The sequence below is a fragment of the Nonomuraea sp. B19D2 genome (assembly GCF_040137845.1).
In the GTDB taxonomy this organism is placed as follows: Bacteria; Actinomycetota; Actinomycetes; order Streptosporangiales; family Streptosporangiaceae; genus Nonomuraea.
Genome location: NZ_JBEFAK010000053.1, coordinates 1 through 24,310, shown reverse-complemented (window position 1 = coordinate 24,310; position 24,310 = coordinate 1). Strand labels below are relative to the sequence as shown.

Genomic DNA, 24,310 nt, shown 5'->3' with positions numbered 1-24,310 from the left:
GCGCCCTTAGAGAAATGCGCCCCCAGCGAAATAATCGCAGAATTCCCGGCCGCCGGGTCTAGCGTTTTTCCCAGAAATACACAGCACAGAAAGGCGGACCGGTCATGACGGAGACCCAGCGCGCGACCTGGCCTGACCAGCTCAGCCAGCGCCTGCTGAAGGAGCGCATCGTCGTTCTCGGCCAGGAGGTGGACGACGACATTTGCAACCGGCTCTGCGGGGAGCTCCTATTGCTGGCGGCCGAAGACCCCGGGCGCGACATAACGCTTTACATCAATTCGCCGGGCGGGTCCGTGACCGCTGGGATGGCGCTCTACGACATGATGCAGTTCATTCCGTGTGACGTGGTGACGGTGGCGATGGGGTTCGCCGCGTCCATGGGGCAGGTGCTGCTGACGGCGGGCGCGAAGGGCAAGCGTTACGCCCTGCCCAACGCCCGTGTCGTCATGCACCAGCCGCTCGGCGGCATCGGCGGCTCGGCCAGCGACATCCAGATCCAGGCCGACAACATGCTCTACACCAAGCGCCGGATGGCCGAGATCATCGCCCACCACACGGGCCAGCCGCTGGAGCGCATCCAGGCCGACTCCGACCGCGACCGCTGGTTCACCGCCCAGGAGGCGCTGGAGTACGGCTTCGTCGACCACATCGCAGAAGGGATGAACTGATATGAGCGGCCGTTACGTGCTGCCCTCGTTCACGGAGCGCACCTCGTACGGGGTCAAGGAGATGACCCCGTACACCAAGCTCTTCGAGGACCGGATCATCTTCGTCGGCGCACCCATCGACGACGTCGTGGCCAACGACGTGATGGCTCAGCTGCTCACGCTCGAGTCGCTCGATCCGGACCGGGACATCAACATCTACATCAACTCCCCTGGCGGGTCGTTCACGGCGATGGCGGCCATCTACGACACGATGCAGTTCGTCCGGCCGGAGATTCAGACGGTCTGCATCGGCGAGGCCGCCTCGGCGGCGGCGGTCCTGCTGGCGGCGGGCGCGCCCGGCAAGCGCGCCGCGCTGCCGCACGCCCGCGTCCTGCTGCACGAGCCGCACGCGGAGGGCGGGCGCGGTCAGGGGAGCGACCTGGAGATCCACGCCAGGGAGATCCTGCGGATGCGCGACCAGCAGGAGGAGATCCTCTCCCGGCACACGGGGCGGGGGCTCCTGGAGATCAGGAAGGACATCGAACGGGACCGGATCTTCACGGCGGAGCAGGCGCGCACGTATGGGCTGGTGGACGACGTCTACGCCTCCAGAAAGCGCACCCTGACCGCCGCCCGCTGACCCGCCGCCCGGCCCTCCGTTTCCCCGGGCCCTCACCGGAGCCCTCGCCCGGACCCGCACGCCCGGGTGAGGGCTCCTCACGCCTGCCTTACGTCAGCACGAGCCGCCGGTGCTCCTGCAGCCACCGTGTACACCGCGATCGCCGACGCCACGTCCAGCGGGGCGCGCCCGCCGTCGATCATGACGTAGGCGACGAACCCGATGACCGTGACGGCGAGGCGGCGCGTCCTCTTGCTTCGTGTTCGGCCTGGTCAGCGCCTGCGGCTCGGTCCGTGACGAGCATCGGCTCCATCCGCTGTGCAGAAACAGAAAAAAGTCGTTGCGATACCAGCCTGTGCCCACGTCACCCGTGTTTCGGTGATCCGTGGGAAGGAGGCGGCGAAGAACCAGTCAAAGCACACCTTGTACACTCTTGGCGTTTCTTGGGGGAAAACGGGGGAGTAGCGTGCCGCTGGAGCAGGTCCTGGTGTTGCTGGCCGCAGCGGCAGGGGCGGGGTGGGTCGACGCCGTCGTGGGCGGCGGCGGGCTGTTGCAGCTTCCCGCCATCATGATGACCGGAATACCGACCGTCGAGGCGATGGCCACCAACAAGCTGTCCTCGGTCTTCGGGACCGCGTCCGCCGCCGTCGCCTACGCCCGATCGACCAAGGTCGATCGGCAGGTGGCCTTCCCGGGCGCGGGACTGGCCGTGGTGAGCGCCGGGTTGGGGGCGTGGGCCGCGGCGGCGATCTCGGCCGAGGTGTTGCGGCCCGTCGTCATGGTGGTGCTCCTGGGCGTGGGGGCGTTCGTGACGTTGCGGCCCGCGCTCGGGGCCGTGCCGGTGCCTCATCTGCGTACCGACGCCAGGGTGTTCGCCGCCGTGGCGACGGCGGGGGTCGGGATCGCCTTCTACGACGGCATCGTGGGACCCGGTACGGGAACGTTCCTGATCATCGCCTTCACCACCATCCTGGGGCTCGACTTCGTCTCGGCCTCCGCCTCCGCCAAGATCATCAATGTCGGGACGAACCTCGGGGCGCTGGTGGTGTTCGGGGTCCAGGGGCACCTGAACTGGGCGCTCGGGCTCGGCATGGCCGTGTGCAACGTGGCCGGGGCCCAGCTCGGCGCGCGGATGGCGCTCAAGCGCGGTGCCGCCTTCGTGCGGATCGTCCTGCTGTGCGTCGTGGTGGCCCTGGTCGCCCGGCTGGGGTGGCAGCAGTTCGGCGGCTGAAGGAAAAGGGGCGCCTCCGCGGCAAGTGGGGCGCCCCCTGAGCGATCGGTTCAGGCGAGCAGGGCGCGGACGTAGTCGCCGATCGGCTGGGTGGGGCGGCCGATGAGCTCGCGCAGCGTGCCGGGGGTGTGGGCGAGCCAGCCGCGGGAGATGTTGACGTCCACGTCGGCCATGACTTCGGCGAACGGGGCCGGGAGGCCGGCGCCGGCCAGGACGCCCGCGTACTCGTCCTTCGGCAGGTTCCGGTAGGCGACCTCCTTGCCGGTGGCCTTGGAGATCTCGGTGGCCAGGTCGGCGAGGGTCCAGGTGGTGTCGCCGGACAGCTCGTACACCTGGCCGTCGTGGCCCTCGCCGGTCAGCACGGTGGCCGCGGCGGCGGCGTAGTCGGCGCGGGAGGCGGAGGCGATCCGGCCGTCGCCGGCGGCGCCGTACACGGCGCCGAGCTGGGGCGCCGTGCTGATCGACTGCTCGTAGACCTCGTTGTACCAGCTGTTGCGCAGGATCGTGTACGTCACCCCGGACGCCTTGATGTACTCCTCGGTCGCCCGGTGGTCGGCGGCCAGGGCGGCCTCGGTGGTGTCGGCCTTGGGCGCGCTGGTGTAGACGAGCGCGGCCCCGGCCTGCTTCGCCGCGTCCACGACGGCCGCGTGCTGCCGCACCCGCTGGGGCTCTATGCCGGAGATGAGCAGCACCTTGGCGGCGCCCCGCACAGCGGCCTCGAGCGTCTCGTGCCGGTCGTAGTCGGCCTCGCGGACTTCGACGCCGAGGTCGGCGGCCTTCTCCGGAGTACGCGCGGCCGCGACGATCTCTGCGGCGGGGACCCGCTTCTTGAGCTCCTCGATCACCAGCCGGCCCAGGTGCCCGCTCGCTCCGGTTACCACGATCATGGTTACTCTCCCTCAGTACTTTCTGTTGGTTAGTGGTTTCTATCAGAAAGTACACCCAAAGGCGTAAGCTGTCTCCATGGAGGAGTTCGATGAGCTGGTGGCAGACGTCTTTTCGCGCAGGTGCACCTCGCGCACGGTGCTGGAGACCCTCACCGGCCGCTGGGCGATCCTGGCGCTGGTGGCCCTGCACGAAGGGCCCTACCGCTTCAACGCGCTGCGCCGCCGCGTCGACGGGGTGAGCGAGAAGATGTTGTCCCAGACGCTGCACGCCCTCGAACGCGACGGCATGGTGCTGCGCGTGGCCGAGACCTCGATCCCGCCCCGGGTCGAATACAGCCTCACCGCGCTGGGCCGCGAGGCCGCCGAGCGCCTGATCCCCCTCCTGGAGTGGGTGGAGGAGCGCATGCCCGAGGTCGTGTCCGCCCGGGAGGGGTACGCCTCGCGCTGACCGTTCAGCGGGAGGCCGTCTCGGGCGCGCGGGTGCGCAGCGCTGTGGCGGTCAGGGCGACGAAGGCGGCCAGCACGGCCGGGATGGCCAGCGCCAGGGGCAGGCCGGTCAGTTCGGCCACGGCCCCGATGAACACCGGCCCGGACAGCATGCCCAGGTATCCGATGGAGGCCACCCGCGCCAGCGCCCGGCCCGCGAAGGCGGGATCGCGGTGGCCGGCGGCCGAGAACACCTGCGGCACGATGCACGACAGCCCGGCCCCGAAGCAGCCGAACCCGATCACCCCCGCCGCCGGATGCCCGCCCAGCAGCGCCAGCCCCAGACCCGCGGCGGCCAGCAGCCCGCAGCAGCGCACCAGCGGCACCGCGCCGAACCTGGCCGCCAGCCGGTCGCCCGCCAGCCGCCCCGCCGTCATCATGATGGAGAACGCGGCATACCCCGCGGCCGCGAGCCCCGGCGAGGCGGCCAGGTCCTCGCGCAGGTAGACCGAGCTCCAGTCGGCCGAGGCGCCCTCGCCCACCAGGCAGCAGAACGCCAGCACGCCGAGGAACACGATCCCCTTGGGCCGCTCAGCCGAGCCTGGGCCGGAGGCTGAGGCCGGGTCCTCAGCGGGGGACGGGAGCGAGCGCAGGGCCCAGCGGGCGGCCCAGATGGCCAGCAGCACGACCACCACGCCCACCGACACGAACGTGGCCGCGGCCGACAGGTCGAGGTGCGCGAACAGGCCGCCCGCCGTGGCGCCCGCGAACCCGCCGATGCTGTAGACGGCGTGGAACGACGACATGATCGGCCGCCCGTGGGCCCGCTCGACCTCCACGGCGTTGGCGTTCATGGCCACGTCGAGGATGCCGTGCACGATCCCGAACACCAGCAGGGCCCCCGCCAGCGCCCACAGGTGCGCAGCGTAGGCGGGCGGCACGAGCACGACGCCCTGCAGGAGGGCGGCCGGGATCATGACGCGGCTGCTGCCCAGACGGTCGACCAGCCGGCCCACCGCGGTCATCCCGGCCATCGCCCCGCCCGCGATGGCCAGCAGGGCGAGGCTGAACTGGCCGTCTCCCAGCCCGAGGTGCTCCTTGACGGCGGGGATGCGGGCCGTCCAGGTGCCCGTGGCCGTGCCGGCCAGTAAGAAGAGCAGGTAGACCGCCGTGCGTTCCCGCAGGAGGGCGCGCCCCGCGAATCGTCCGCCCCGCCGGTCTCCGGGCGCGGGTCTCACGCCGCCTCCCTGACCGTCACCCCGGCCGCCACCAGGGCGTCGCGCTCCTCGCCCGGTATGCCGGAGTCCGTCACCACCACGTCCAGCCGCGAGATCGGGCACACCGCGCCGAACGCCGTACGCGCGAACTTGCCGGAGTCACACGCCACGATCACCCGCCGCGCCGAGGCGATGGCCGCCTGCTTGACCGCCACCTCCGGCAGGTCGTGCGCGGTCAGCCCGTGCTCGGCCGACAGCCCGCAGCAGCCGATCACCGCCGTGTCGAACCGCAGCGCCGTCAACGAGCTCTCGGTCAGCGGGCCCATGAAGTTCAGCTCGCCCTGGCGTACCTCGCCGCCGGGCAGCACCAGCCGCACGCGCGGCGCGGAGGACAGCAGCGACACCGACTGCAGGGCCAGCGGCAGCACGGTCAGGCGGCGGTCGTGCAGGGCGCGGGCCACCTCCAGGGCGGTCGTGCCGCCGTCCAGCACCACCGCCTCCCCGTCGGCGATCAGGGCGGCCACCTCCGCGCCGATGCGCTGCTTGGCCTCCACCGCCTCCCGCTCGCGCACGCCGAACGGCGGCTCCTCGCCGCGCAGCAGCAGCGACAGCGCCCCGCCCCTGACCCGGCGCACCACTCCCTGCTGGGCCAGCTCGTCCAGGTCGCGCCTGATGGTCATCTCCGAGACGCCGTGCTCGGCGGCCAGCTCGGCGACCGAGACGCTGTCGTTGGTGCGCAAGGCGTTCATGATGGCTCGCAAACGTTCCACGTGTTCATACAAACATGACATATGTGCGCAATACAATGGGGTGCATGCGTGCCAGCCGCCTGCTCTCGCTCCTCCTACTCCTGCAGACGCGCGGCCGCATGACCGCGCCGGAGCTGGCCGCGGAGCTGGAGGTGTCGGTCCGCACGGTCTACCGCGACGTCGAGGCGCTGTCGGCGGCCGGCGTGCCCGTCTACGCCGACCGCGGGCCGGCGGGCGGCTACCAGCTGCTCGACGGCTACCGCACCCGCCTGAACGGGCTGACCGCCGAGGAGGCCTCGTCGCTGTTCCTGGCCGGGCTGCCCGGGCCGGCGGCCGAGCTGGGGCTGGCCGAGGTGGCGGCCACCGCCGAGCTGAAGCTGCTGGCCGCGCTGCCGCCCGAGCCGCGCTCGCACGCCTCGCGGATGCGCGAGCGGTTCCTGCTGGACGTGCCGAGCTGGTATCGCTCGGCCGACGACGTGCCGCATCTGAGCGAGGTGGCCGAGGCGGTGTGGGACCAGCGGCCGCTGCACATGACGTACCGGCGCTGGGGGCAGCAGGAGATCGACCGGGTGGTGCACCCGTACGGGCTGGTGCTCAAGGGCGGTTCCTGGTACATGGTGGCCGCGCCGCAGGGCGGCAGCCCCCGCACGTACCGGGTGGCGCGGATCCTGACGCTGGAGACGCTGCCCGGCCGGTTCGCCCGGCCCGAGGGGTTCGACCTGGGCGGGTTCTGGCAGGATTACGCCAAGGAGTTCCGCGAGCGGATGTACACCGCCGAGGCCGTCATCAAGCTGGCCCCCGGGCAGGGCGACCTGCTGGCGTACACGATGGGCGCCGACGTCGTGGGCGCCGCGCTGGCCGCCGCGGGGGAGCCTGACCAGGAGGGCTGGCTGACGCTCACGGTGCCCATCGAGTCGATCACGCACGCGCGCTGGCTGCTGCTGCGGATGGGGGCCGCCGTCGAGGTGCTCGGGCCGCCGGAGCTGCGGGCGCTGATGTGCGAGGCGGTCGCGGAACTGCACAAGATGTACGGCTGACGCCGTTCCCGCGCGATGTGCGGATAAATGACGCGAAATTCGCAGGCAGTTCTGCGAACATGCGCGCATGTATCTTCTAGCTTTCGTGGGCGCGTGCGTCCTGATCGCCATGGTGCCGGGCGTCAGCACGGCCATCATCCTGCGCCAGACGCTGCGCGCGGGCCGCGGTTCCGGCCTGGCCGCCACATTGGGCAACGAGACCGGGATCCTGCTGTGGGGGCTGGCCGCCGCGTTCGGCCTGTCGGCGCTGCTGGTGGCCTCGCAGCTGGCCTACGACGTCATGCGGGTCGTGGGCGCCGTGGTCCTGGTGGTGATGGGCGCGCAGGCGCTGTGGCAGGCCCGCAAGGGCGCGCCGGAGCCCGAGGGGGCGGTCCGGCCAGGCTGGCGCGGCCCGTACCTGGCGGGCGTCGGGACGTGCCTGGCCAACCCGAAGGCGGCGGTGTTCGCGATGTCGTTCCTGCCGCAGTTCGTCCCGCCGGGGCAGAACGTGCCGATGACGCTCGTGACGCTGGCCGTAATGTGGGTGCTGGTGGACCTGCTCTGGTACGGGCTGCTCATCTGGATGGTCGCCAAGGCCAAGGCGTGGCTGGGCAGGCCCGCGGTGCGCCGGCGGCTGGAGCAGATCTCCGGCGTGGTGCTGATCGGGCTGGGCGTGCGTCTGGTGGTGGAGTCGCGATGACGATCTGGCACGCTGAGCGGGGCACGGGCGAGCCCGTGGTGCTGCTGCATTCGTCGGCGGCCGACTCCGGCATGTGGGACGCGCAGGTGGCGGCCCTGTCCGGCCGATTCCGGGTGATCACGGTGGACTTCCGCTGGTACGGGCGCAGCGCCTTCCACTCGGACGGCCCCTACAGTGACGCGGGCGACGTGACCCGGGTGCTGGCCGAGCTGGAGGTGACCCGCGCGGCGCTGGTGGCCTCGTCGGGCGCGTGCCAGGCCGCGCTGGAGCTGGCCGCGGCCGGGCTCGCCGACCGGCTGGTGCTGCTCAACCCGGTCTCCTCCCTGGAGCCCACGGTGGACGTGCGGGCGTATTGGCAGGAGGAGAGGCGGCTGCTGGAGCTGGGAGACGTTCAGGGGGCGGCCGAGCTGAACGCACGGACGCTGCTCGGGCCCGAGGCGTCTGATGCGGCCTGGGACCGGCTGGTGGAGATGCAGCGGCACGCGTTCGAGGTGCAGCTGGCCGCCGATCCCGAGCCCGAGCGGGTCGAGGGGGAGGTCGAGCCGGCGAAGATCGACGTTCCCGCGCTGGTGGTGGCGGGCGCGCACGATCTGCCGTACTTCCTGGCCGGCGCCCGGCACCTGGCCGGCGAGCTGCCCGGGGCGCGGCTGGTGGAGCTGGAGTGGGCGGGGCACCTGCCGGCCATGGAACGTCCCGAGGAGATCAACCGGCTGCTCCTGGATTACCTTTAGTGCATGACGAACGACCTGGCGACCCTCGTGAGGCAGGCGCAGGACGACGATCCGCTGCTGGCGCTGCACGCCACCACCGCGCTGCGCCGTGAGATCGAGCGCCTGGAGGCGGTCCAGGTGCGGCGGGCCAGGGTGGCGGGCCTGGCGTGGGCGCAGATCGCCGACGCGATCGGGGTGAGCAAGCAGGCCGTGCACAAGAAGTACGGCCGCCGCTAGCCCGCCCACTGGCCGGCGAACCAGCGCAGCGCGATGTTCCAGGAGTAGCCGCGCCGGATGCGCCCGGCCACGTCCGGGGGCAGCGTGTCCAGGCCGCGGTGCTCCAGCAGCACCTCGGTGCCGCCGTCGACCGGGCTGAAGGCCACTTCGATCTCCATCCGGCCGCTGTCGTTGATCAGGTCGGCCCAGACGAGGCGGTGTGGCGGCTCCCAGGCGATGATCTTGCCGGTGTCGACGTGGCCGCCGTCGGACCACAGCTCGCGCAGGTAGCCGTCCTGGAAGCGGATGCCGATCGCGCGGGCGGGGTCGACCCAGCTGTGGCGGCCGCGTACGTACCAGTGGTCGATCTCGTCGGTGAAGATCCGGAACGCGGTCGCCGGATCGACGGGCACGGTGACGCTGGCCTGGACGGAGTTCACCGGCCGCGCTCCACGTGGTCCTTGAACGAGCCGAGCTGCTCGGCCCAGAACGCCTGCACCTGGTCCAGCCAGGCCTGCAGGGCGACGAAGGGCTCCTGGCGCAGCGTGTAGAGGCGCAGCCGGGCGTCGGCGCCGCCCGCTTCTGCGCGTACGAGACCGCCCGCCCGCAGCACGCGCAGGTGCCTGCTGAGGGCGGGCGCGCTCATCTGCACGGCCTGGGCCAGCTCGCCGGCCGGTCGGGGTCCTTCGCGCAGCAGGTCGATGACCTTGCGCCGGGTGGGATCGGCGAGCGCGGCCAGCGTGGCGTCGAGATTGTTAACGTTGCTGTTAATTATTGCCTGCTTCCGTTATGGTGTTAATCCTTAACGACAGCGGCAATTATTGCGGAGGTGCGTACATGAGTGTCGAGCTGGGTTACTACACGCTGTCCGTGGCGGACCTGGAGCGGGCGGCGGCCTTCTATGGGGCGCTGTTCGGCTGGGAGTTCAAGCGCGAGCACGAGACCTACCTGCACGTCACGAACACGGCCGTGCCGATGGGCTTCGTCTCCGACGGGCCCTGCTCGCAACCGAACCTCTACTACCACGTCACCGACATCGACGCGGCCGTCGAGCGGGTGCGGGAGCTGGGCGGCAGCACCGGCGCGGTGTTCGACAGCAAGTCGGGGCGCGGCTGCACCTGCACCGACGACCAGGGAACGCAGATCAGCATCTGGCAGCCCGCGCCGGGCTTCGGCTGATCTCGCCGGCTGGAGGGACCCCGGCGGAGGCGTCAAGGACCGCGGGCTGGGGGAGGGGCTAGTCGGGGGCCTTGACGGTGGCGATTCCGAGGGTGCTGGTCATCGGCAGCAGCCCGGCCTCGAAGACCGCGCCGAGGAACGGCGAGGCGAGCTGGGCCAGGCGCCCGGCGCGCTCCTCGCCGAGCAGCCGCCACGGCTCGGCGGCCAGCTCGTCGGTCATCCGCTCCACCTGGTCGCGCAGCGCCCGTCCCTGCTCGGTGGCCTGCCCGTCCGGGCCGAGCAGGCCACGCGCGGCCAGCCGTTCCCGGGCGGCGTCCCACTCCTGTTCGCTCCAGCCGCGCCCGGCGAAGTTGGCCGCCGGGGCGGCGCCGATCGCGGCGAACGACACCAGCGCCTCGCACCCGTCCAGTCCGGCGGACAGCAGGGCCGCCAGGTGGCCGTCGCCGCGGTGCTCGCGCAGCACGGTGGCGGCCTGCCACAGCACCAGGTGCGGCTCGTGGGGCCAGGGCAGGTCCAGGTTGGCCGCGGCGAACGGCCGCCCGGCCACCGTCACGCTCTCCGCGGCCCGCCTGGCCAGCTCCGCCGCCTCCGCCACGTCGGGCCCGGCCACTTTGCCGCCCAGCAGGTGGCGGTAGGTCCTGTCGACCGCGGTGAGCCGCGCGTCGAGCACCTTGCTCGGGGAAGCGACCTCCCAGACGGCCGGCACGTGCTCGCCGATCATTCGCGGGCTGAAGCTGTAGTACGCGGCCGTGGCCAGCCGGCTGCCCGCCCGCCCGAGCGGCGCAGTGCGGTAGGCGAAATAGCTCGGCCAGCGGGACTCCACGTCGTAGCCGAGCGCGGCCGCCTCCTCGAACGCCTGCGGCGAGAAGTACAGCACCGCGTGGATCGGCTCGAGCTGGTGCCACATGCGGCGGGCGAGCCTGGACGATGCGCTCACGTCAATCCCTCACTGTCTAGATAAACTATGCCAGTGACGATAGAGGCTTGGCGCATCACTGGTCAATCGCAAATAGACAGTTATGTCGGCAGATGGGTGGAGCTCGCCGTCCTGCTGGTCAACGAGCTGTACGTGGCCCGGGCTCACGGCCGTCCCGCGGACCCGCCCGCCGACCGGCGGGTGGCGCTGGAGGAGGCGTTCATCCGCCAGGGCTGGACCCCCAGCCGCGCGCTGACCGGCGCGGACGCCGACCGGCTCGCCGGCGTGGCCGCCGAGCTGCACTCGGTGTTCGCCGGCGACGTCGCCACGCTGAACGAGGCCCTGGTGCGTCACGGGGCCGTGCCCAACCTGCACGGCGACCCGCCCGTTCTGGCCTTCCACGCGCCGGGGGCGGACCTGGTGGACGCCTGGGCCGCCGACGCCGCCACGGCCCTGGCCATGGTGATCGGCGTCGGCCAGGGCCGGCGGCTGCGCAGCTGCGAGGCGGACGGGTGCGAGCTGGTCTTCATGGACGTCACCAGGAACGCCTCGCGCAGGTTCTGCGGCCTGTCCTGCCAGAACCGCGCAAAGGCCAGCGCCTACCGCGCCCGCCGCCGCACCTGAGTCACCCTGCCTGGATCACCCTGCCTGGATCACCCTGCCTGGATCACCCTGCCTGGATCACCCTGCCTGGATCACCCTGTAAGTGGACTGGACGACGCCCGCGTCGAACACCTTGGTCGAGACGTGGCCGAGTGGCACGTCGCCGCCGAGCGGCCCGAACAGGGGGACCCCCGTTCCCAGCAGCACGGGGACCGTGGTGATGGTGATCCGGTCGATCAGGCCGGCGCGCAGGAAGGCGCGGATGGCCTGGCCGCCGTCGACGTACACGCTCTTGGTGCCGCGCTCTGCCAGGGCGTGCAGCAGCCGGTCGAGGTCGCGGTAGACGGTGACGCGCGGGTCCGCGCCCTGCTCGAGCGTGGTGCTGAGCACGGCCACGTACCGGTCCTCGTGCGGCCAGGGGGCGTAGGAGAGTCCGGGCTCGTAGGTGCCGCGGCCCATCACCACCGTGTCGATGCCGTCGATGAACTCCTGGTAGCCCAGGTCGCCGCCGGCGGCCTCGCCCCGGCTGGTGAGCCAGTGCAGGTCGCCGTCCGCGCGCGCGATGAACCCGTCGAGGCTCGTGCCGATGAACACCGAACAGCTGAACGGACAGGTCATGTGTGCCTCTCATTTATAAATGTTCGTTCGTTTATAAACATAGCGAGCGCAGGCACGGCTTGGCGGGTTTTTGTCGGGGACGTCGGTCAGGATGTGTGCCATGGCTTCATGGCAGGAGTTCGAGGGGCAGGCGCCGGAGCTGGCCGGGGTGGCGCGGCGGGTGATGGACACGTGCAGGCACCGGGTGCTGGCGAGCCTGCGTAAGGACGGCTCGCCCCGGGTCAGCGGCATCGAGACCATGTTCAGGGACGGCGAGCTGTGGACGGGGTCCATGCCCCGGGCGGTCAAGGCCCAGGACCTGCGGCGGGATCCGCGCCTGGCGATCCACGTCGCCTCCCCGGAGCCCGACGCGGCCGATCCGTCGACGTGGGCGGGCGACGTGAAGCTGGCCGGGCGGGCCGTGGAGGTCACCGATGCGGCGGTGCTGGCGTCGTTCGGGCTGCCCGGCACGGAGTCGCACCTGTTCCGGATCGAGCTGACGGAGGTCGTGTGGACCCGGATCGACGGCGACGAGATCGTCATGACCGCCTGGCGCGAGGGGGTGGGGGTGCGGGAGATCCGGCGTGAGTGATCTACAAAGTAAAGGCGCTCGGCTGAGTCACGTCCCGCGCCCCTGCAAACTCCGGCTGAAGGCGCCTAGACGGACAGCGTGGCGCCGGCCCGCCGTCGCGGCCCGTGTGGTGGGCGCTAGTGGACGGAGAAGCCGCCGTCCACGAAGAGGATCTGGCCGGTGACAAAGGCGGAGGCGTCACTGGCCAGGAACACCGCCGCGCCCGCGAAGTCCTCGGGCACGCCGTTGCGGCCGGCCATGTGGCGGGCGGCGAGCGCTTCGACGCGGCCGGGGATGGCCTGGGCGGGCTCGGTGAGCGGGGTCAGCACGAAGCCGGGGATGATCGTGTTGACGCACACGCCGCCGGTCGACCAGGCCTCCGCCTGAGAGCGGGTCAGGCCGAGGACGGCGGCCTTGGCGGTGCCGTACGCGCCGCTGTCGCCGAAGGCGCTGATGGACTGCTGGGAGCCGAGATTGATGATGCGGCCCCAGCCGCGGGCGGCCATCTTCGGGCCGAAGTGCTGGCCGAGGAGATAGGGGGCGGTGAGGTGGACGGCGATGGTGAGCTCGTAGTCGTCGACGGTGAGCTCGGCCATGGGCTTTCGGATGTTGTTGCCGGCGTCGTTGACGAGGATGTCGATGTCGCCGGCCGTGGCGCACACGCGCTGGATGTCGTCGCGGTCGGCGAGGTCGGCGCTGATCCAGGAGGCGGTGACGCCGTGCTCGCGCAGCCGGGTGACGGCCTTGTCGAGCTCGCTCTCCCTGCGGGCCACCACCACGACCTCGGCCCCGGCCCGGCCGATCGCCTCGGCGATGGCGTACCCGATGCCGGAGCTTCCACCGGTCACCAGGGCGCGCCGGCCGTCGAGGGAGAACAGCTCCCGCAGATAGTCAGACATGGTCGAACAAGCTAGCATTCCCGGCTCTGCGGCCCGCCGGCTGGCCGTTTCCTCAACAGCCCCAAGACCGTCAGCCACCACTCTCCGGGTCGAGACCCTCGAGCTCGCCCCGCCCGTTGCCGGTGTGCCTGCCGACAATCCGACCGGCATGCCGTCATGACCGCAGAGGTGGTGCTCGATCGTGCTGCCTGAGTCTGTCAGGCCGTTTCGGCGCTGAGGGTCTGTGCCACGGGCCGTCGGGCTGCCAGGCGTGCCGGTAGGGCGGTGAGTGCCGCTGTTGCCAGGAGGGTCGCGAGTACGGCGCCGAGCAGCCAGGAGGAGGGGGGATCCACCGCATTCCTGGCGGCGAAGAGCGAGAGCAGGCCGATGCCCAGCGGGACGCCGATGACGGCACCGGGCAGGCTGGGCAGGAGCTGTGCGGTGGACAGCCCCGCGGAGATCTGCCCTGGGGTGGCGCCGAGCGTGCGTGCGATGGCCATGTTCGCCCGGGCCTCCACGGCAGTGGTCCAGGTGAACGTGATGGTGTTCACGACGGCGAGTGCGATCAGCAGGACGGTGACGGCGAGCATCAGCCGGCGGTCGTGCTCGCCCCGCAGGTTGGGCAGGGCGGAGGAGCCACCCAGGCCGTAGCCCCTCTCCGGCTGGACGTAGAGGGTCAGCAGGGCGACGATCGCGATCACTGTGGTGGCGGTGGAGCACGCCTGCAGCGCGGCGCGGCCCGGCCGGCGGGCGGTCAGCCGCAGCCCGAGCAGGAGCGGCGTGGGCAGCAGCGCGGACAGCGCGGTGAGCCAGGGCCGGTGACGGGGCTGGTGCGCGGTGGCGGTCAGCGCCGTGACGGTCGCCGTACGCATGGCCCGCAGCGTGGGACGCAGCGAGGACAGCACCGCCACCGCCACGGCGAGGACGGTCGTCGCGGCGATGGTGGCGCCGGTCGGCCCGGCCGCGTCGCCGATCCGGCTGGCGGTGGGGCTGGCGACGGCGGGCACGGTCAGGCGGGCGATCAGCAGCCCCAGCGCGTCGCCGGCCAGCGCCAGCGCCAGATACTCGGTGAGCAGGACGGCGGCGATCAGACCCGGGGCGGCGCCGACGGCCTTGAGCAGCCCGGCCCGGCGCGTCTGCTCGACGGCGCGTCCGGCGGCCAGCGCCGCCACTCCGGTGATGGCCAGGAAGCTGAGCAGCCAGCTGCCGACGACCAGGATCGGCTGGCTGACCCTGAGGATGGCCATGTCCCGCTGGGCTCCGAACTGCCAGGAGTGGAAGGCGATCCTTACGGTGGACAGGTCGCGGGCGTCGATGAATGCGTCGGCCGCGGCGGGGTCGCGCAGCTTCAGGTCCAGGGCCAAGGTCACCGGGAGGTCTTGGGACGACGCCAGTGTCCGGGCATCTGATCGGGTCATCCAGGCCAGTCCGGTGTAGTCGCTGGGGCCGCCGCCGGGGCCGATCTGGGCCGCCCCGGGGTAGACGGAGGTGGCCGCGGTGACGGCGATCCCGACGACGGGGTACGACCGGCCGGCGATGGTGACGCGGTCGCCGACGCCGGCGCCCAGCGCGGTGGCGAAGCCGCGTTCGAGGACCGTGCCGCCGGAGCGTACCCAATGGCCCGAGGTCACCAGCGGCCGGTTGACCGTGCCGGGCTTCTCGGCGAAGCCGTGCACCACCACTGGGGACGAGGTGGAATCGCGCGTGGTGAGGTCGGCGTAGACGATGCGATAGGGGCCATGGTGGGCGATCACTTCTGGGGCGTCCGCCAGCGAGGCCAGGGCCGAGGTCACGGCGGGGCCCGTGTCGCCGGAGAGCGCCACCACGTCCGGCCCGGCGGTGGCCGCGCGGGTCTGCTCGTACAGCGCGTCGCTCACGCCGCGCAGGGACAGGCCCAGTGCCATCTGGCGGTGGCCACGGTGACCGCGAGCAGGAGCAGCACGGCTTGGACCTGGTGCCGGCGCACGTCAGCCAGCACCAGGCGCACGACGAGCACGATGGCGCCCATGACGTTCAGCCCTCCAGCCCGATCAGCCCGCCGAGCCCGCGCGTGTGGGAGCCGGCCAGCCGGGTGTCGTCGACGAACATCCCGTCGCGCATCGAGATCAGCCGGTCCGCGGTGGCCGCGACCCGCTCGTCGTGGGTGACGATCACAAGCGTCTGTCCCGCCGTACGCAGCTCTTCGAAGATCCTCAGCACATCGAGGGTCGCCGCGGTGTCGAGGTTGCCGGTCGGCTCGTCGGCCATGACGACCAGCGGGTCGTTGACCAGCGCGCGAGCGACGGCGACCCGCTGACGCTGTCCTCCCGACAGTTGCGACGGCAGGTGCCGGGCGCGCCCGGCGAGCCCGACCCGTTCCAGCAGCAGGCCGGCGTGCCGCCTGGCCTGGCGGCGCGAGCGCCCGGCCAGCAGCGCGGGCAGCTCGACGTTCTCGGCCGCCGACAACTCCTCCACCAGATGGAAGGCCTGGAAGATGAATCCCACCGACCGGCGCCGCATGCGCGCCAGAGCTCGCTCGCTCAGCGTGTCGATGCGCCGCCCGGCCACCCACACCTGTCCGCCGGTAGGCCGCTCCAGGCCACCCAGTAGGTGCAGCAGAGTGGATTTCCCGCAGCCGCTGGGCCCCATCACCGCCAGCGTCTGTCCCTGGGGAACCTCCAGGTCGACCTCGTCCACCGCGCGGACCCGGCTGTGCTGGCCATGCGTCTTCATCAGGTCGCAGGCCCGGACCGCGGCACTTGACACGTTCATCCACCCTCAACTTCGTGATCGACCTTGGACCAGGCCCGTTCACAGGCATCCAGCCAGCGCAGGTCCGCCTGCAACCGCAGCACGACCCCTTCCAGCAGCAGGCCGGCGCCCGACCCCGCCGGCTCGGCCAGCGCCGCCTGCTGCACCTCACGCAAGCGGCGCAGCAGCTCACGGCGCTGGGCCGCCACGAGTTCGACCGGGTCGGCCAGCCGGGTCGCGTCCGCCGCGACGAGCTTGAGATGAAACTCCGCCAGGTCGGGTTTCGGCCAGCCCACCTCGGCCAGCCAGGCGGTCACCCGTTGCTGCCCGGCCGGCGTCAGCGCGTAGACCTTGCGCTCCGGCCGCTCGGGCAGGCCGGCCGCCGGCTCGCAGACCACGAGGCCGGCCTTTTCCAGCCGGGCCAATGTCACATAGATCTGTCCGGGGTTCATCGACTCGCCGAGTGGGCCGAGGCTCTCCCGCAGGCGGGTGCGTAGGTCGTACCCGTGTGAGGGTTCTTTGGCGAGCATCGCCAGCACTGCGTCTTGCACTCCACCCCCTAACGGTTAGCTAATAGATAGCGGTTAGCCATAAAAGGTGTCAAACGTAGGACGCCTGGCGATCGAGAGCGGGGTGAAGGTGGGCCCGTGACGCCGCTGGCCGAAGGCGCGGGCGTGGGTGCATGAAGAGATGGGCTTGATCTCGGGGCAGCGTGCGAACACGCCGATGAGCCGGATCGTTTGCGCGCGGTCTTGCGCGGGGTTAAGCTCGAATGCTCCATTTTAGAAACGAGAGCTCCACACCCCTTCCGGTTAGGAGTATACCAGCCAATGGCTAATCGTCAAGATGGTCTCGCGGAAGCCCTTGACAGCGAACAGAGCACTGTGTCGTGGCTTTACGGCAGGCTCGACATCGCCAGGGAACGGGCGCAGGCGGCGATGCGCGAGGCGTACGCCAGGGCGGGCGGCACCCGTCAGGCGATGGTCGAGCGCGAGGCGATGGCCGCGGAGCAGGCCAGGAGGCTGGCCCAGCTGAACGCGGTCGAGCGCGGCCTGTGCTTCGGCCGCATCGACGACGCCTCGGGCGCCGGCACGTACGTCGGCAGGATCGGGCTGCGCGACGAGCATCACGAGTCGGTCCTGATCGACTGGCGGGCCCCTGCCGCGCGGCCGTTCTACGTGGCCACGGCCACCGATCCGGGCGGGCTGGTGCGCCGCAGGCACCTGCATCTGAAGGACCGCACGGTGGTCGGCATCGACGACGAGGTGTTCGACCTGGAGCGGATGAGCGACGGCGACCGGCGCACGCTCGTGGGCGAGGCGGCGCTGCTGGCGGCGCTGCGGCGGGGCAGGACGGGCCGGATGGGTGACGTGGTGGCCACCATCCAGACCGAGCAGGACCGGGTCATCCGCTCCTCGCTGCAGGGGGCGCTGGTGGTGCAGGGCGGGCCGGGCACCGGCAAGACGGTGGCGGCGCTGCACCGGGCGGCGTACCTGCTCTACACCCACCGCGACACGCTCGAGCGGCGCGGCGTGCTGGTGGTGGGCCCCAACCCGATGTTCCTGCGCTACATCAGCCAGGTGCTGCCGGCGCTGGGGGAGACGCAGGTCGTCATGACCACGGTCGGGGAGATGTTCCCCGGGTGCGGGTGAGCGCGGCCGACACTCCGGCGGCGGCGGTGGTCAAGGGCGACGTCCGGATGGCCGAGGTGGTCGCCCGCGCGCTGGCGCTGCGCCAGGGGGTGCCGCAGGGCGACCTGGTGGTCGAGCTGGACGGGCTGAACCTGCGGGTTCCGAGGGAGACGTGCATGCGGCTGCGCGACCGGGCGCGGGCGGTGCGGCTGCCGCACAACATGGCCCGCAAGCTGTACGTCACCGAGATGCTCAAGGAGCTGGCCAGGGCCGAGGCGCGGGCGCTGGAGGAGTCGCTGCACATCGAGGAGCTGGTCATCGAGGGCGAGCCGGAGCTGTCGCAGCCGCTCGACCTGGAGGGCGACCTGGACGAGCTGGATGTGGAGCTGGCCTCGCAGCGGCTGTGGGGCGAGCCGGCGGTGCGGCGGGCCCTGGAGGAGCTGTGGCCGGAGCTGACGCCGCAGCGGCTGATCTCCGAGCTGCTGTCGTCGTTCGACACGCTGTGGGCGGTGGCGCCGTCGGGTCTGGAGTGGCAGGAGCTGCTGCGCCCGGCGCAGGCCGGGTGGACGGTCGGGGACGTGCCGCTGCTGGACGAGGCGGCCGAGCTGCTGGGCGAGGACGACTCCGCCCGCCGGGTGGCGGCGCGAAACGCCGCGCAGGAGCAGGCTTCGCAGGAGCTGTACGCGCAGGAGGTGCTGCAGTCGACCGGCGTGCTGGAGGCAGGCATCTTCGACCGAGCCGACGTGCTGGCCGAGCGGCACGCCGACGACGGGCCGGGCCTGACGACGGCCGACCGGGCGGCGGCGGACCGGACGTGGGCGTACGGGCATGTGATCGTGGACGAGGCGCAGGAGCTGTCGCCGATGGCCTGGCAGATGATCATGCGGCGGGTGCCGGCGAAGTCGCTGACCGTGGTGGGCGACCTGGCGCAGACGGGGTCGGCGGCGGGCGCGCGCTCGTGGGGCGAGGTGCTGGACCCGCATCTGGCGGGGCGCTGGCGCGAGGAGCGGCTGCTGGTCAACTACCGCACGCCGGTGGAGATCATGGCGGTGGCCGCGGACGTGTTGCGGACCTTCGCGCCGGACCAGGAGCCGCCGGAGTCGGTGCGCGAGGGCGGCGCCCGGCCGCGCGCGGTGCGCCTGCCGTTGTCCGGGCTTGCTGACCTGGTGGCGGCGGAGCTGGCCGCGATCGGTGAGGGCCGGGTGGGCGTGGTGTCCTCCGACGCCCGCCACGCGGAGGTGTCCGCGCTGCTGCCTGGCGGGGATCTGGACGCGCCGGTGGTGGCGCTGACGGTGGGGCAGGCCAAGGGGCTGGAGTTCGACGCGGTCGTGGTGGTGGATCCGGCGGGCATCCTGGCGCAGTCGCCGATGGGCGGCCAGGACCTGTACGTGGCGGTGACGCGGGCGACCCGGCGGCTGACGGTGGTGCACGAGGGGGACTTGCCGGAGGTGCTGTCCCGGCTGGCTAAGGAATCTACAACGTAAAGGCGCCGGCGTCGTCCAGCGCCGGGCCTCTCAGTCGTTGTAGAGCTTGTCGGCCACGGCGCGCATGGTGCGGCTGATGTGGTCGAGGGAGCGCAGGGTCTCGGTGTCGAGGTGGTCGAGGATGCGGCGGAAGTGCTCAAAGCCGGCGCTCTGCAGCTCCTCGACCAGGGCGGTGCCGGCCGGAGAGAGCTCGATGCGGCGGACGCGGCGGTCGTGGGGGTCCTCGTGACGCGTGGCCAGGCCGTGCGCGATGAGGCGGTCGACGAGGCCGGTGACGGTGCCGAGGCCGACGCCGAGGTGGTGGGCGAGCTCCTGTCCTGAGGCGGAGCCGTTGAGGGACAGGAGCATGACGACGTGGAGTTGTCGCATGGTGAGGTTGGAGGAGAACAGGGGGGACTGGTGCTGGGCGAACAGTCGTCCCAGGCCACGCTGTGTTTCGGTGATCCGGCGGATCAGGTCTTCGCGTTCGTCGCTCACACTCACCTCTCGCTTCCTGAGAAGGTTATCAGGAAAGCTCAATCTGTCTAAATATTCGTACAAGGCGAAGTGTTAGTCTGGGGCGAACTCTTGGAGGGGACGCCTATGACCGCATTCGCCCGGTTGAGCCTGGTCAACCGCAGCCTTGTGATTTTGGTCGCGGTCGTGCTCAGCGCGTTCGGCGCGTTCACGATTCCGCAGTTGAAACAGCAGTTGCTGCCGTCTTTGAGCTTTCCCGGCGCCTTCGTGGTCGCGTCGTTCCCCGGCGCCTCGCCGGAGATCGTCGAGGACCAGGTCACCAAGCCGATCGAGGACTCCTTCCAGGGGCTGGCCGGGATGGAGCAGATGACCTCGACGTCGAAGGAGGGCCTGGCGCAGATCCAGGTGGCCTTCGAGTACGGCACCGACGTCGAGTCGTCGCTGAACAAGATGCAGCAGGCCATCAGCCGGGTCACCCTCCCGGACGGGGTGGATCCGCAGGTGGTGGCGGGCAACACCGACGACATCCCGGTGGTGGTGCTGGCGGTGGGCGACGGCGGCGACGAGCGGGCGATGGCCGACAAGCTGCGCCGGATCGTGGTGCCGGAGCTGCAGGGCGTGGAGGGCGTACGGGAGGCGCAGGTCACGGGCACCCGCGACGAGGTCGTGACGATCGAGCCGGACGCCAAGAAGATGGCGGCGGCCGGAGTGTCGGCCGCGCAGATCCCCGACGTGCTGAAGGCGAACGGCACGCCGATCCCGGCGGGCACCCTGACCTCTGACAGCAAGTCTTTGACGGTGCAGGTGGGCGCGCGGGTCGACTCGGTGGCCAAGCTGAAGGACCTGTATCTGACTCCGGCGCAGCCGGCGGCCGCCACCCAGCAGCCGGGCCAGTCGCAGACGCGGCCCCCGACCGGGCAGACCGGGCAGACGGCGCGGCCCGCCCAGGCACAGGGCCAGGGGCAGCCGGCGCTCGCACAGCAGCAGGTCAAGCCGAAGCCGCTCAAGCCGGTCAAGCTGGGCGACGTCGCGGAGATCAAGCAGGGGCTGGCGGACGCGACGACGATCACCCGTACGGACGGCCGGTCGAGCCTGGGTGTGTCGGTGACGATGGTGCCGGACGGCAACGCGGTGTCGATCTCGCATGACATCCGCGCGAAGCTGCCGGACCTGACCAAGGCGCTGGGCGACGGCTCGGACACGGCGGTGTCGGTGGTGTTCGACCAGGCGCCGTACGTGGAGGAGTCGATCCGGAGCCTGACGACCGAAGGCCTGCTGGGGCTGGCGTTCGCGGTGCTGGTCATCTTGGTGTTCCTGCTGTCGGTGCGTTCGACGCTGGTAACGGCGGTGTCGATCCCGCTGTCGGTGGTGATCGCGCTGATCGCGCTGTGGGCGGGCGACTATTCGCTGAACATGCTGACGCTGGGCGCGCTGACGATCGCGGTGGGCCGGGTGGTGGACGACTCGATCGTGGTGCTGGAGAACATCAAGCGGCATCTCGGCTACGGCGAGGCCAGGCTGCAGGCGATCCTGGCGGCGGTGCGTGAGGTGTCGGGCGCGGTGACGGCCTCGACGTTGACGACGGTGGCGGTGTTCGCGCCGATCGCGATCGTGGGCGGCATGGTGGGCGAGCTGTTCGGCCCGTTCTCGGTGACGGTGGCGGTGGCGCTGCTGGCCTCGCTGGTGGTGTCGCTGACGGTGGTGCCGGTGCTGGCGTACTGGTTCTTGAAGACGCCGGAGCTGACGCCGGAGCAGGCGCGCAAGCAGCGCGAGGAGGCCGAGGCCAAGGAGCTGCGCTCGCCGTTGCAGCGGGCCTACCTGCCGGTGCTGCGGTTCGCGACTCGGTTCAAGCTGACGACCGTGCTGATCGGGGTGGCGGTGTTCGTCGCCACGATGGGCCTGGCGGGCAGCTTGCAGACGAACTTCCTGGATTCCTCGGGCCAGAACACGATCTCCCTGTCGCAGAAGATGCCGGTCGGCGCGGACCTGGCGACGACCGACAAGGCCGCCCAGAAGGTGGAGGGCGTGCTGAAGGACGTCGACGGCGTGGAGACGTACCAGGTGAACGTGGGTGGCGGCAACGCCATGCAGGGCGGCGCGGTCGGCGGTGGCGCGGACCGGGCGTCGTACTCGGTGACGATCAAGGAGGGGGCCGACGCGGACAAGGTGCAGCAGGAGCTGAGCCGGCGGATCGACGAGCTGTCGGGCGTCGGCGAGGTCACGGTGGGCGGCGCCGGCGGGGGCGGGTTCTCCTCCGACACGATCGACGTGGTCGTGCAGGCGCCCGACGCCGAGACGCTGCGCGCGGCGGCCGACACGGTCAAGACCGCGATGGGCGAGGTGTCGGGGCTGCGTGATGTGTCGTCCAACCTGGAGGCCAGCGCGCCGCGGGTCGAGGTCGTGGTGGACCGGGAGGAGGCGGCCGAGCGCGGGCTGAGCGAGGCGCAGGTGGGGCAGGCGGTGGCGCAGGCGTTCCGCGGCGCGCCGCTGGGCCAGATCACCTTGGACGGCCGCGTCAGCGACCTGGTGCTGCGTGGCGCGGACGCGCCGGACGACATCAAGGCGATCAAGGATCTGAAGCTGGCGACGGCGGCCGGTCTGGTGAAGCTGTCGTCGGTGGCGGACGTGCGGGAGGTGGCCGGGCCGACGCAGGTGACGCGGATCGACGGTGAGCGTTCGGCGACGGTGTCGGGCAAGGTGGCCGACGCCGGGAACCTGGGCAGTGTGACGCAGGCGCTGACGACGAAGCTGGACGGGCTGGCGCTGGCCTCGGGCGCCACCTACGAGATCGGCGGCGCGTCGGCGGACCAGGCGGATGCGTTCTCCGATCTGGGGATGGCGATGCTGGCGGCGATCGCGATCGTCTTCCTGATCATGGTGGCGACGTTCCGCAGCTTCGTGCAGCCGCTGATCCTGCTGGTGTCGATCCCGTTCGCGGCGACGGGCGCGATCGGGCTGCTGGTGGCGACCGACACGGCGATGGGCGTGCCGGCGCTGATCGGCATGCTGATGCTGATCGGCATCGTGGTGACGAACGCGATCGTGCTGATCGACCTGATCAACCAGTATCGCGAGCAGGGCATGGGCGTGGTGGAGGCGGTCATCGAGGGCGGCCGGCGCAGGTTGCGGCCGATCCTGATGACGGCGGTGGCCACGATCTGCGCGCTGACGCCGATGGCGCTGGGGGTGACCGGTTCGGGTGGGTTCATTTCGCAGCCGCTGGCCATCGTGGTGATCGGCGGTCTGATCACCTCGACTCTGCTCACCCTGGTGCTCGTGCCGACGCTCTACACGATGGTGGAGCGGGCCAAGGAGCGGATGCGGCGCAAGCCGGCCGAGCCGAAGCACGAGGCGAAGGTTCTCACCCCGGCTTCCTGACGACCGGGTCGCCGGGAGATCCGGCGCAGCCGAGCGCCCGTACAGCCCGGCGGGGTTACTATCTCCCGCCGGGCAAGCGGCTGGATCGAAGATCTCGATGTGTCCGGGAGGGACCTCCAACGGACGATCGTGGCGGCCATCGCTGCGGTGGAGACGGACGGGGCCAAGGCGCTCCTCGTGTGGAAGTACTCCCGGTCCGGCCGAAACCGGATGGGCAATCAGCTCAACCTCGCCCGATTGCAGACCGCGGGCGGCGAGCTGGTGTCGGCCACGGAAGAGGTGGACGCCACCACTGCGGTCGGCAAGTTCACCCGCGGCTCCCGGCTCGCTTGGAGAAGGTTGCTCAGACATCCCAAAGCAGGTGCAGTACGGCAATCCCTGTGAAGAGAACGGCCATTGTTGTGGTGATGCACGCGACGCGCCTACCTGGGGTTTTCCAGTTCGGCTTCGTCGTAAAGATCACTCGGGTGAGCGATTCGAGGGCTGGGAGTGTGAAGGCTGCGCAGATGCCAACAATGAGCGCGATTCCAACTCCGTTGCGTAGCGGGGTAGCGGCACCTGCCACGGTTTCCAGGCTCTTGAGTTCCGCTACAGCGAACACCACCTGGGTCAGCGACAGGAACAGGATCGTAATGCCGAGCATGAGTTGCCCTTGGGTTTCAGCCATTCGCTGAGTCATGATCCTCGGGATGCGATCGCTCTCTTCTAGCGTTGAGAGCAGTTCATGGCCAGTCAGTACGTAGCGAGCAGTGAGGGATCGCAGCTCAAGCCCGACAGCCAGGGCGAGCACCGGAATCACTTGGGCAAGCAGAGCGGCATATTCCTTGGGCATGTTCGGTCGATATCACGATCATGGGGCTCTGCGCAGGGTTTTAGTAGAGCGCTGCTTTGCTGGCAATTGGATGTGGGAGCACCTGGCGGCCAAGCCTGACGTCAGGGTCGGTGGCGAGACGGTCGATCAGGCGCGAGACCGTGGGGTCGGAGGCGACGGGGCCGAACGCGTCGGGCTGGGTGCGCAGGATCGCGATGTCGGCCAGGCAATCTCCGCCGAGTGCCAGGGTGATGGCCAGGTCGGTGATGATCTTTGCGGGATCGTGGATCGCGCGGGTGGGCCGCCACCGCTCCAGCCGCTGCGACAGAGCTTTGTTGAGCCCGGTGATGCGCAGCGTCTGCAACAGCAGCAGAGCACCGGCGTGAGATACCAGCCCGCGGCCGTCGGCGGACGCGGTGATCTTGCGGTGCAGAGCGGTAGAGTTCACTCGGAAAGTGCCTTCTGATCTGGCGTGAACGGGGCCTTAGACAAGTCCGATCATCCCAGCTCAAGGCAATGCCGGTGAGTTAAGGCATTTGCGCTGGTGAAGGCGCCTTTCTCAAGATTTTGATCTTGTAGCTGGCCTTGGTGGCCGGCTGCGCAGTGTCACGCTTCTTGGTCGGGAAGGTGTTCTTGGCTGGCTTCTTGACGCGCTCGC

At 70.8% G+C, this 24,310-nt stretch carries 27 protein-coding genes and 2 pseudogenes; 14 read left to right on the top strand and 15 right to left on the bottom strand.

Going from position 1 to position 24,310, the window contains the following annotated elements; genetic code table 11:
* Positions 1 to 104 precede the first annotated feature (104 nt).
* The 3 genes from ABN273_RS50245 (at position 105) to ABN273_RS50235 (ending at position 2,497) form a co-directional block, all read left to right on the top strand.
* Complete coding sequence (locus ABN273_RS50245) at positions 105 to 668, top strand: ClpP family protease (protein ID WP_349456778.1); 564 nt, start codon at positions 105 to 107, stop codon at positions 666 to 668.
* 1 nt (position 669) lies between these two features.
* Positions 670 to 1,287, top strand: a complete 618-nt coding sequence (locus ABN273_RS50240; protein WP_349456777.1) for an ATP-dependent Clp protease proteolytic subunit — start codon at positions 670 to 672, stop codon at positions 1,285 to 1,287.
* Positions 1,288 to 1,732: 445 nt separating this feature from the next.
* Positions 1,733 to 2,497, top strand: a complete 765-nt coding sequence (locus ABN273_RS50235; RefSeq protein WP_349456776.1) for a TSUP family transporter — start codon at positions 1,733 to 1,735, stop codon at positions 2,495 to 2,497.
* Positions 2,498 to 2,547: 50 nt separating this feature from the next.
* Here the strand turns inward: ABN273_RS50235 and ABN273_RS50230 are convergent, their stop codons facing one another.
* On the bottom strand, positions 2,548 to 3,384 hold the full coding sequence (locus tag ABN273_RS50230; RefSeq protein WP_349456775.1) for an SDR family oxidoreductase: 837 nt from the start codon (positions 3,382 to 3,384) through the stop codon (positions 2,548 to 2,550).
* Positions 3,385 to 3,460: 76 nt separating this feature from the next.
* Between ABN273_RS50230 and ABN273_RS50225 the strand changes: the two genes are divergently transcribed.
* Positions 3,461 to 3,832, top strand: a complete 372-nt coding sequence (locus ABN273_RS50225; RefSeq protein WP_349456774.1) for a winged helix-turn-helix transcriptional regulator — start codon at positions 3,461 to 3,463, stop codon at positions 3,830 to 3,832.
* A gap of 4 nt (positions 3,833 to 3,836) precedes the next feature.
* On the opposite strand, the gene ABN273_RS50220 is transcribed toward ABN273_RS50225, so the two are convergent.
* Together ABN273_RS50220 and ABN273_RS50215 are read right to left on the bottom strand one after the other, a co-directional pair.
* Complete coding sequence (locus ABN273_RS50220) at positions 3,837 to 5,048, bottom strand: MFS transporter (protein WP_349456773.1); 1,212 nt, start codon at positions 5,046 to 5,048, stop codon at positions 3,837 to 3,839.
* On the bottom strand, positions 5,045 to 5,818 hold the full coding sequence (locus ABN273_RS50215; RefSeq protein ID WP_349456772.1) for a DeoR/GlpR family DNA-binding transcription regulator: 774 nt from the start codon (positions 5,816 to 5,818) through the stop codon (positions 5,045 to 5,047). Before ABN273_RS50215 ends, ABN273_RS50220 begins: the two co-directional genes overlap by 4 nt.
* Positions 5,819 to 5,841: 23 nt before the next feature.
* Between ABN273_RS50215 and ABN273_RS50210 the strand changes: the two genes are divergently transcribed.
* The 4 genes from ABN273_RS50210 (at position 5,842) to ABN273_RS50195 (ending at position 8,439) form a co-directional block, all read left to right on the top strand.
* Complete coding sequence (locus tag ABN273_RS50210) at positions 5,842 to 6,813, top strand: helix-turn-helix transcriptional regulator (RefSeq protein ID WP_349456771.1); 972 nt, start codon at positions 5,842 to 5,844, stop codon at positions 6,811 to 6,813.
* Between the two features lie 67 nt (positions 6,814 to 6,880).
* Entirely contained in the window at positions 6,881 to 7,492 is a 612-nt protein-coding gene (locus tag ABN273_RS50205; protein ID WP_349456770.1) for a LysE family translocator, read from the top strand.
* Positions 7,489 to 8,223: an alpha/beta fold hydrolase gene (locus tag ABN273_RS50200; protein ID WP_349456769.1), complete on the top strand. Its 735-nt coding sequence runs from the start codon at positions 7,489 to 7,491 to the stop codon at positions 8,221 to 8,223. Before ABN273_RS50205 ends, ABN273_RS50200 begins: the two co-directional genes overlap by 4 nt.
* A 3-nt stretch (positions 8,224 to 8,226) precedes the next feature.
* Complete coding sequence (locus ABN273_RS50195) at positions 8,227 to 8,439, top strand: hypothetical protein (protein ID WP_345002864.1); 213 nt, start codon at positions 8,227 to 8,229, stop codon at positions 8,437 to 8,439.
* On the opposite strand, the gene ABN273_RS50190 is transcribed toward ABN273_RS50195, so the two are convergent.
* A complete protein-coding gene (locus ABN273_RS50190) occupies positions 8,436 to 8,858 on the bottom strand; it encodes an SRPBCC domain-containing protein (protein ID WP_349456768.1) in 423 nt (140 codons plus the stop codon). The two genes, ABN273_RS50195 and ABN273_RS50190, sit on opposite strands and share 4 nt — an antisense overlap.
* Complete coding sequence (locus ABN273_RS50185) at positions 8,855 to 9,157, bottom strand: ArsR/SmtB family transcription factor (protein ID WP_349456820.1); 303 nt, start codon at positions 9,155 to 9,157, stop codon at positions 8,855 to 8,857. The genes ABN273_RS50190 and ABN273_RS50185 overlap by 4 nt, the downstream gene beginning before the upstream one ends.
* Positions 9,158 to 9,255: 98 nt before the next feature.
* Between ABN273_RS50185 and ABN273_RS50180 the strand changes: the two genes are divergently transcribed.
* Positions 9,256 to 9,597 (top strand): VOC family protein, encoded by a 342-nt coding sequence (locus ABN273_RS50180; RefSeq protein ID WP_349456767.1) that lies wholly within the window; start codon positions 9,256 to 9,258, stop codon positions 9,595 to 9,597.
* A gap of 58 nt (positions 9,598 to 9,655) precedes the next feature.
* Here the strand turns inward: ABN273_RS50180 and ABN273_RS50175 are convergent, their stop codons facing one another.
* Positions 9,656 to 10,504 (bottom strand): SCO6745 family protein, encoded by an 849-nt coding sequence (locus ABN273_RS50175; protein WP_502911281.1) that lies wholly within the window; start codon positions 10,502 to 10,504, stop codon positions 9,656 to 9,658.
* Between the two features lie 63 nt (positions 10,505 to 10,567).
* On the opposite strand from ABN273_RS50175, the gene ABN273_RS50170 reads away from it, so the two are divergent.
* Positions 10,568 to 11,137 carry a CGNR zinc finger domain-containing protein gene (locus ABN273_RS50170; protein WP_349456764.1) on the top strand — a complete coding sequence of 190 codons (570 nt, stop codon included), beginning with the start codon at positions 10,568 to 10,570 and terminating at the stop codon, positions 11,135 to 11,137.
* Positions 11,138 to 11,194: 57 nt separating this feature from the next.
* On the opposite strand, the gene ABN273_RS50165 is transcribed toward ABN273_RS50170, so the two are convergent.
* A complete protein-coding gene (locus ABN273_RS50165; RefSeq protein ID WP_349456763.1) occupies positions 11,195 to 11,734 on the bottom strand; it encodes a dihydrofolate reductase family protein in 540 nt (179 codons plus the stop codon).
* A gap of 100 nt (positions 11,735 to 11,834) precedes the next feature.
* On the opposite strand from ABN273_RS50165, the gene ABN273_RS50160 reads away from it, so the two are divergent.
* Positions 11,835 to 12,305, top strand: coding sequence for a pyridoxamine 5'-phosphate oxidase family protein (locus ABN273_RS50160; RefSeq protein WP_349456762.1), 471 nt, complete (start codon positions 11,835 to 11,837; stop codon positions 12,303 to 12,305).
* A gap of 116 nt (positions 12,306 to 12,421) precedes the next feature.
* Here the strand turns inward: ABN273_RS50160 and ABN273_RS50155 are convergent, their stop codons facing one another.
* The 5 genes from ABN273_RS50155 to ABN273_RS50135 all read right to left on the bottom strand — a co-directional run bounded on the left by ABN273_RS50155 (position 12,422) and on the right by ABN273_RS50135 (position 16,443).
* Complete coding sequence (locus tag ABN273_RS50155; protein ID WP_349456761.1) at positions 12,422 to 13,183, bottom strand: SDR family NAD(P)-dependent oxidoreductase; 762 nt, start codon at positions 13,181 to 13,183, stop codon at positions 12,422 to 12,424.
* A gap of 197 nt (positions 13,184 to 13,380) precedes the next feature.
* A complete protein-coding gene (locus ABN273_RS50150) occupies positions 13,381 to 15,039 on the bottom strand; it encodes an FtsX-like permease family protein (protein ID WP_349456760.1) in 1,659 nt (552 codons plus the stop codon).
* Positions 15,036 to 15,170 carry a hypothetical protein gene (locus ABN273_RS50145; RefSeq protein ID WP_349456759.1) on the bottom strand — a complete coding sequence of 45 codons (135 nt, stop codon included), beginning with the start codon at positions 15,168 to 15,170 and terminating at the stop codon, positions 15,036 to 15,038. The genes ABN273_RS50150 and ABN273_RS50145 overlap by 4 nt, the downstream gene beginning before the upstream one ends.
* 5 nt (positions 15,171 to 15,175) lie before the next feature.
* Entirely contained in the window at positions 15,176 to 15,913 is a 738-nt protein-coding gene (locus ABN273_RS50140) for an ABC transporter ATP-binding protein (protein WP_349456757.1), read from the bottom strand.
* Positions 15,910 to 16,443: a PadR family transcriptional regulator gene (locus ABN273_RS50135; protein WP_349456756.1), complete on the bottom strand. Its 534-nt coding sequence runs from the start codon at positions 16,441 to 16,443 to the stop codon at positions 15,910 to 15,912. The genes ABN273_RS50140 and ABN273_RS50135 overlap by 4 nt, the downstream gene beginning before the upstream one ends.
* Before the next feature lie 279 nt (positions 16,444 to 16,722).
* Here ABN273_RS50135 and ABN273_RS50130 point away from each other — a divergent pair.
* Positions 16,723 to 19,007 (top strand): annotated as a pseudogene (locus ABN273_RS50130) (HelD family protein).
* Positions 19,008 to 19,037: 30 nt separating this feature from the next.
* Here the strand turns inward: ABN273_RS50130 and ABN273_RS50125 are convergent.
* Positions 19,038 to 19,484, bottom strand: a complete 447-nt coding sequence (locus ABN273_RS50125; protein WP_349456755.1) for a MarR family winged helix-turn-helix transcriptional regulator — start codon at positions 19,482 to 19,484, stop codon at positions 19,038 to 19,040.
* A gap of 105 nt (positions 19,485 to 19,589) precedes the next feature.
* On the opposite strand from ABN273_RS50125, the gene ABN273_RS50120 reads away from it, so the two are divergent.
* Together ABN273_RS50120 and ABN273_RS50115 are read left to right on the top strand one after the other, a co-directional pair.
* Positions 19,590 to 22,841, top strand: a complete 3,252-nt coding sequence (locus ABN273_RS50120) for an efflux RND transporter permease subunit (RefSeq protein WP_349456754.1) — start codon at positions 19,590 to 19,592, stop codon at positions 22,839 to 22,841.
* Positions 22,842 to 22,859: 18 nt separating this feature from the next.
* A complete protein-coding gene (locus ABN273_RS50115; RefSeq protein WP_349456818.1) occupies positions 22,860 to 23,225 on the top strand; it encodes a recombinase family protein in 366 nt (121 codons plus the stop codon).
* Here ABN273_RS50115 and ABN273_RS50110 read toward each other — a convergent pair.
* The gene (locus tag ABN273_RS50110) at positions 23,185 to 23,673 is read right to left on the bottom strand and encodes a hypothetical protein (RefSeq protein ID WP_349456753.1); all 489 of its coding nucleotides are present in this window, start codon (positions 23,671 to 23,673) and stop codon (positions 23,185 to 23,187) included. The two genes, ABN273_RS50115 and ABN273_RS50110, sit on opposite strands and share 41 nt — an antisense overlap.
* Positions 23,674 to 23,764: 91 nt before the next feature.
* Positions 23,765 to 24,085, bottom strand: a pseudogene (locus ABN273_RS50105) (transposase); the annotation flags it as partial.
* Positions 24,086 to 24,310 lie beyond the last annotated feature (225 nt).

Excerpts from the sequence above, each read along its gene's own strand:
- ABN273_RS50165 (WP_349456763.1), bottom strand. The coding sequence starts at position 11,734 with ATGACCTGTCCGTTCAGCTGTTCGGTGTTCATCGGCACGAGCCTCGAC.
- ABN273_RS50160 (WP_349456762.1), top strand. The coding sequence starts at position 11,835 with ATGGCTTCATGGCAGGAGTTCGAGGGGCAGGCGCCGGAGCTGGCCGGG.
- ABN273_RS50180 (WP_349456767.1), top strand. The coding sequence starts at position 9,256 with ATGAGTGTCGAGCTGGGTTACTACACGCTGTCCGTGGCGGACCTGGAG.
- ABN273_RS50110 (WP_349456753.1), bottom strand. The coding sequence starts at position 23,673 with ATGCCCAAGGAATATGCCGCTCTGCTTGCCCAAGTGATTCCGGTGCTC.
- ABN273_RS50120 (WP_349456754.1), top strand. The coding sequence starts at position 19,590 with ATGACCGCATTCGCCCGGTTGAGCCTGGTCAACCGCAGCCTTGTGATT.
- ABN273_RS50195 (WP_345002864.1), top strand. The coding sequence starts at position 8,227 with ATGACGAACGACCTGGCGACCCTCGTGAGGCAGGCGCAGGACGACGAT.
- ABN273_RS50145 (WP_349456759.1), bottom strand. The coding sequence starts at position 15,170 with ATGGGCGCCATCGTGCTCGTCGTGCGCCTGGTGCTGGCTGACGTGCGC.
- ABN273_RS50210 (WP_349456771.1), top strand. The coding sequence starts at position 5,842 with ATGCGTGCCAGCCGCCTGCTCTCGCTCCTCCTACTCCTGCAGACGCGC.
- ABN273_RS50215 (WP_349456772.1), bottom strand. The coding sequence starts at position 5,818 with ATGTCATGTTTGTATGAACACGTGGAACGTTTGCGAGCCATCATGAAC.
- ABN273_RS50245 (WP_349456778.1), top strand. The coding sequence starts at position 105 with ATGACGGAGACCCAGCGCGCGACCTGGCCTGACCAGCTCAGCCAGCGC.
- ABN273_RS50240 (WP_349456777.1), top strand. The coding sequence starts at position 670 with ATGAGCGGCCGTTACGTGCTGCCCTCGTTCACGGAGCGCACCTCGTAC.
- ABN273_RS50200 (WP_349456769.1), top strand. The coding sequence starts at position 7,489 with ATGACGATCTGGCACGCTGAGCGGGGCACGGGCGAGCCCGTGGTGCTG.
- ABN273_RS50230 (WP_349456775.1), bottom strand. The coding sequence starts at position 3,384 with ATGATCGTGGTAACCGGAGCGAGCGGGCACCTGGGCCGGCTGGTGATC.
- ABN273_RS50175 (WP_502911281.1), bottom strand. The coding sequence starts at position 10,504 with ATGTGGCACCAGCTCGAGCCGATCCACGCGGTGCTGTACTTCTCGCCG.
- ABN273_RS50205 (WP_349456770.1), top strand. The coding sequence starts at position 6,881 with ATGTATCTTCTAGCTTTCGTGGGCGCGTGCGTCCTGATCGCCATGGTG.
- ABN273_RS50225 (WP_349456774.1), top strand. The coding sequence starts at position 3,461 with ATGGAGGAGTTCGATGAGCTGGTGGCAGACGTCTTTTCGCGCAGGTGC.
- ABN273_RS50140 (WP_349456757.1), bottom strand. The coding sequence starts at position 15,913 with ATGAACGTGTCAAGTGCCGCGGTCCGGGCCTGCGACCTGATGAAGACG.
- ABN273_RS50155 (WP_349456761.1), bottom strand. The coding sequence starts at position 13,183 with ATGTCTGACTATCTGCGGGAGCTGTTCTCCCTCGACGGCCGGCGCGCC.